The organism is Mycobacterium sp. (assembly GCF_049281135.1).
Taxonomy (GTDB): domain Bacteria; phylum Actinomycetota; class Actinomycetes; order Mycobacteriales; family Mycobacteriaceae; genus Mycobacterium.
Genome location: NZ_JBAPRN010000040.1, coordinates 1 through 5,053, shown reverse-complemented (window position 1 = coordinate 5,053; position 5,053 = coordinate 1). Strand labels below are relative to the sequence as shown.

General features: G+C 65.2%; 4 protein-coding genes. 2 read left to right on the top strand and 2 right to left on the bottom strand.

The features are described from left to right. Window positions 1-44: 44 nt before the first annotated feature. Window positions 45-209: a hypothetical protein gene (locus WAN02_RS01515; RefSeq protein WP_422262169.1), complete on the bottom strand. Its 165-nt coding sequence runs from the start codon at window positions 207-209 to the stop codon at window positions 45-47. 328 nt (window positions 210-537) lie between these two features. On the opposite strand from WAN02_RS01515, the gene WAN02_RS01510 reads away from it, so the two are divergent. Next, window positions 538-1,140 (top strand): HdeD family acid-resistance protein, encoded by a 603-nt coding sequence (locus WAN02_RS01510; protein ID WP_422262167.1) that lies wholly within the window; start codon window positions 538-540, stop codon window positions 1,138-1,140. A gap of 42 nt (window positions 1,141-1,182) precedes the next feature. On the opposite strand, the gene WAN02_RS01505 is transcribed toward WAN02_RS01510, so the two are convergent. Further along, window positions 1,183-2,397, bottom strand: a complete 1,215-nt coding sequence (locus WAN02_RS01505) for a PucR family transcriptional regulator (protein WP_422262165.1) — start codon at window positions 2,395-2,397, stop codon at window positions 1,183-1,185. A gap of 257 nt (window positions 2,398-2,654) precedes the next feature. On the opposite strand from WAN02_RS01505, the gene WAN02_RS01500 reads away from it, so the two are divergent. Then, window positions 2,655-5,053: ATP-binding protein (locus tag WAN02_RS01500; protein ID WP_422262163.1), on the top strand; the 2,399-nt coding region annotated here is incomplete at its 3' end.

Genomic DNA, 5,053 nt, shown 5'->3' with positions numbered 1-5,053 from the left:
GGCCGCACCCTTGTGGGTGCGGCCCGACTGGAATGGAGCGGACGTCAGGCGGTGGCCGGGACGGCGAAGCGGCCGGCCGCGAAGCTCTGCAGGGGGCCGACGGTACCGGCCGGTCGGTGGTTGCCCTGTATGACGTTCACGATGGTGACGGCGGTCGGGATGAGCACGGGGGACAGGATCATCAGGAAGATCAGGAATGGGACCAACATGGCTTTACCTACTTTTCTCTGCGAGGGGGGATGTGTTGTGACACTGGCTGATTCGAGACCTTTTTAGTTGTCCAACTACGCTGCGTTTGCGTTCGTGATGAAATCTAGCTAGATCAATGCGGCGCAGCGACGTCGCGAACCAACCAACTTCCGGCGCATCGTTGTCTTCCGGCGACAAAGGCCTCCGATATGGGTGGGCTGCCGGCCGCGGACCAGCCGTCTGCAGCCGTGGCCTGGGCCCGGCATTGTTCGTAACCCCTCTTGTTGGGGGGTTATTTGTGTCGCCACGAACATTCTCTTCGCGCTGTGGCCGAACTATTTTTTTGGCATGACAACCAGCGAAAAGACCCACACTGCTCCTCGGAGTCTGTTTCACCATTTTTGGAAAGCGACGTTACTGTCTGGACTGCTCACCGCTGTCTTGGGCGTCCTGATTCTGGCTTGGCCGGGGCAATCGATTACCGTCGCGGCGGTCCTCTTCGGCGTGTATCTGCTCGTAAGCGGCGTCGTGCAGGTGATCTTCGCGTTCACTCTGCCTGTGACGGCGGCCGGGCGGATCCTGTTGTTCCTCAGCGGCGCGGCGTCCGTGGTCCTGGCCGTGCTGGCCTTCCGCCACTTCGACTACGGATACGCATATCTATTGCTGGCCATTTGGATCGCTGTCGGGTTCGTCTTGCGCGGCGCGTCGACGGCGGCATCGGCAATCAGTGACCCCGGCCTCCCCGGACGAGGGTGGGTGATCTTTTTCGGTGTGATCAGCTTTATCGCCGGCATTGTCGTCCTGTCCTGGCCGTTCGATTCGCTCGCCATACTGACTCTCGTAGTCGGCAGTTGGCTCGTCGCAATCGGAGTGTTCGAAATCTTGCAGGCCCTCGGGATCCGCAAGGCGGGCCACACCGTCCATGATGCCGTCGCTCACGCTGTCCGATAGGTCGTCGCAAACGCCACCGACTGCAGGCGTGACCTGGAAGGGTCAGGGCAGGCGCTGCTCGATCTCGAAGGCCAGGCAGAGTTCGGCGATGTCCAGCGGCCGGGATAGCGACCGGTCGGTCAACTCCTCGATACGGCGCAGGCGGTGTCGCACGGTGTTGGGATGACAGAAGATCTTGGTCGCGGTGTCGTTAGCGGAGCCGCCCTCCTGCAACCACGCTCGGAACGTGTCGAGCAAGATCGTGCTTTCCGCGGGCGGCAGTTCTATGAGTCGCCGTAGCACCGACGAGCTGATTTTTGCCATTACCTCTGGAGCGCTCACCGCTGCTACGGCGAGCGGAGTGTCGTCGAACACCGTGATCAGCGAGTCGCCGGATGCCTTCCCGCTGACCGCCAACCGGGCGAATCGCAGCGCATCGCTGGTTTCGGCCAATTCGTTGAACGGGGGGCTGATGCCGACCCGGACGATCGCGACCTGACGGAGCACCGAAGTCAACGTGCCGATCGTGTCGTGCATTCGCACGTGGACGATGCCGACGTGTAAGTCGGGCAGCAGCCGCCACGCAGACCGGATGTCGCGTGCGGCGAGCTTGTTTTCGATCGCGGGCAAGCCAAGTTTTCCGATCGCCGGCAGCTCGGCCGCGACAACGACGTACGGCCCGGTGGTGGGCAGCCGGAGCAAATCGGCTGCCTCCCACAGGCTCTGGCTGTCGGTTATCCGATGTGACAGCAGCGCTTCGACCAACGCCGACCGTTCTTCCTCCTGCTCCAGGATTTGCGCGGTCAGCTGCTGGCGGTAGGCGCTGGCCATCGCCTGCGTGAACGTGTCCTGCGCGGTAAAGACGCGTGCGGTGACGTCCAGGATCGATTCGACGGGTATGCCTGCGGTCCGCGCGGAGGCGAGCGTCTCCTCCCACATGAACCGAAAACCGATCCGGTAGGCCGTCATCAACGCCGGTAGTGGCACACCGGCGAGCGCGCGCGCACTTCCGGTGAGCTCGGCAATTGAGACGTCGTCGTCGGTGTGCCCCGCCAGCGAGCGGAAGACGTACGTCAGGTTTGCCTCACAACTTGCGGCCACTTGCTCTCTGCTGACGACGGTGCCGTGCTGATACGCGTCGATCTCACGGAACAGCCGGTCGGCCAGCGCCTCGCCCAGCTCGGGGGCACGGGCAAGCATGAGCTTGCTGAGCTCGACGATGTGGGGGTCAGGTTCGGCGCCGTGCCGTACCCCGCCGGCCTGCGATACCGCGCTCATAACCCGAAACCTTATGCCCGGCCACTGGCGGGAGGTGAGTGGTTAATGAAAGCGAACTACGGCGGTCGCGATCGTATATTCAGAACGAACACTCGTGCGAAAATTAGCGTCCGGGTCCTGGGTCGCGTCGCAGTGGCGATGCGCGGCAAATGAAGGGGCGAGCGTGTGGGCAAGACGGCTCTTCAACTGGCCGAGCTGACGTCGGCGCCGGGGGGCGCGTGATTCCGCCGATTCGGGGGCGCTCAAGCGAGCTTGATGTGATCGGAGCGCTGGTCAATGCGCTGGTCCAAGGTCAGGGGGGTGCCCTGATCATCGAGGGCCCGCCGGGCATCGGGAAGAGTCGGTTGCTGACCGAAGCAATAACTCTGGCCGACAGGTGCGGGGTGCATACGTTGTTGGGCGAGGCGTTCGAGTATCAGCAGTCGGTGCCGTTTTTTTCGTTGTTCATGGCGACGCTGCGCGCCGATCCCCCGATTGGCGATGCGGAAACCTTGCGCCGGCAAGGCAATTCGGCAGATCTGCACTATTGGGTAGTGCACGACCTTCAAGACGCGATTTATGCGGCGGCCGCCGAAACCCCGCTGGCGATTGTGCTCGAGGACATCCACTGGGCCGATAACGGCACGCTATTGGCGCTGCGGTCGTTGGCCACTGCGAGGCCCGATGTACCCGTGTTGTGGATGCTGACCGCGCGCACCGGGGCTGGCGGGCCGGCGGTGCAGGAGACGTTGTCGGCGCTGGAACGCGCGAATGCCGCAGTGGTGCAGGTGGCCGCCATGTCGCCGGGCGCGGTCGCCGACATGGTCCAGGACACCGTGCGGGCTAATGCCGATGAGTCGCTACTGAATCTTGCCGCCAAGGCGCACGGAAATCCCTTCCTGGTCAGGGAGTTGGTGGGGGGGCTGGGCGAGGAGGGCCGGCTCATTGTCAGCGGCGGCCGCGCGGTGGCCAGCGGACACACGCTGCCGCGACGTCTGGGCGCAGGTATGCAGCAGCGGCTAGACCTGCTCTCCAGCGGTGCCGGAGAGGTGGTGCGGGTGGCTGCGGTGCTGCCGGACCGATTCTCGGCTGGCTTGCTGGCCGCGATGCTGGAACACCAGCCGACGGCGTTGATGTCGGCGATCGAGGAGGCGGTGCGCGCGGATCTGCTCGTCGAAGACGACGGGCAGTTGAGGTTCCGGCACGACTTGTTGCGCGAGGCCACCCGGCAGTCCTTGCCGCAGTCGCTGCGGCGTGCCATGGAGCGCCAATCGGCGTCGATCATGCTCAGGATGGGCGCGGCGCCCGCCGAGTTGGCCACCCGGCTGGCACGCAGTGCCGAGCCCGGCGACCGGGAGGCGATTGACGCGCTGCGGGCGGCCGCGCAATCGGTCGGCCACAGCGATGCGAGTGCGGCCGCGGACTTGAGCAAGCGCGCGTTGGAGCTGTTGACCGCCGATGACGCTGACCACGGGCTATTGGCCGCCGAAACTGTGGAGTTGCTCAACCGGGCCAGCCGCTACGAGGAGGCCGAAGAGTTGGCCGTGGCGGCGCTCTCGGAGGTCGCGTCGTCCGAACAGGAGGCCGAGATTCGTCTGCGTTTCCCGACGCTCCATAAGCACAGTACCCAGCTGCGCGTCGAGGAGAATCGTCGAGCGTTGCGGCTGCTGGACATCAGCGAGGTCACCCGGGCACGGCATCTGGGATGGCTGGCCTACAACCTGGCGTTGTACGAGCAACGTGGGGAACGGCAGGCGGCGGCCCATGAGGCTGCCGCGGCCGCAGCATCGACCGGTGATCTCGAGGCCACGATCATGGCCAACCTCACCCTCGCCTTGCTCGACGATGGGAAGGGGCACGCGGGCCGCTCGGTACGCCGCCTCGAGGAGCTTTGCGCGCTCGCCCGCACAGATGATGCGACCGCAGCTCATGACTTGGCCGCAATCCACTACGCGTACCTACTGGCGGTGGTCGGCCGGTTGGACGACGCTGCGGCCCAGGTCGTCGAGCGAACACAGCAAGCCCGCCGGGAAGGCAACGCGATGGCCCTTGATATCTGGGCCACGTGGGACGCGGTTGTCCACTTGATTGCGGGCCGGTTGTCTGCTGCGCGCGCCGCAGCCGAGTCCCTGCGACGCCCACAGCGGACGGCCGTGACCGAACTGGACATGATCCGCACGGTGGTCCTCGCCGAGGTGGCAGCGCGTACCGATGACCGAACGTTGTTGCAGGAGATGGTCAATGACGCCCGCGACGCTGACTCCACCGGCCCATCTGTCGTAGGTCGCGGAGCGACGTACATTCTGGCGCTGGCGGCGTGGCAGCGCGACGACGTCAGGGACGCGATGCGCTGGCTCGGCGGTGTCACGCTGTTTGAATCACCACTCTGGCCCCAAGTCTTAGATCAGGTGATCTTGGGTGCGCGAGTGGCGTCGGCTGCCGGTGATGCCGGCTTGCGAGCACGTGTCCTGCAGGCCACTGACCTGCTCGAGCGTGAGCGGCCGGCGATCCCGCTGTTCACCGGGGTGGCCGGGTATGCCCGCGGGATCCTCGAACGTGATGCCCAAGCATTGCTGGCGGCCGCCGACATCTTGCACTCGTCGTCGCGGCCGCTTCTTTACGCCGCGGCTGCCGAGGACGCCGGGGGTGAACTCGCAAGCACCGACCACCCTGACAC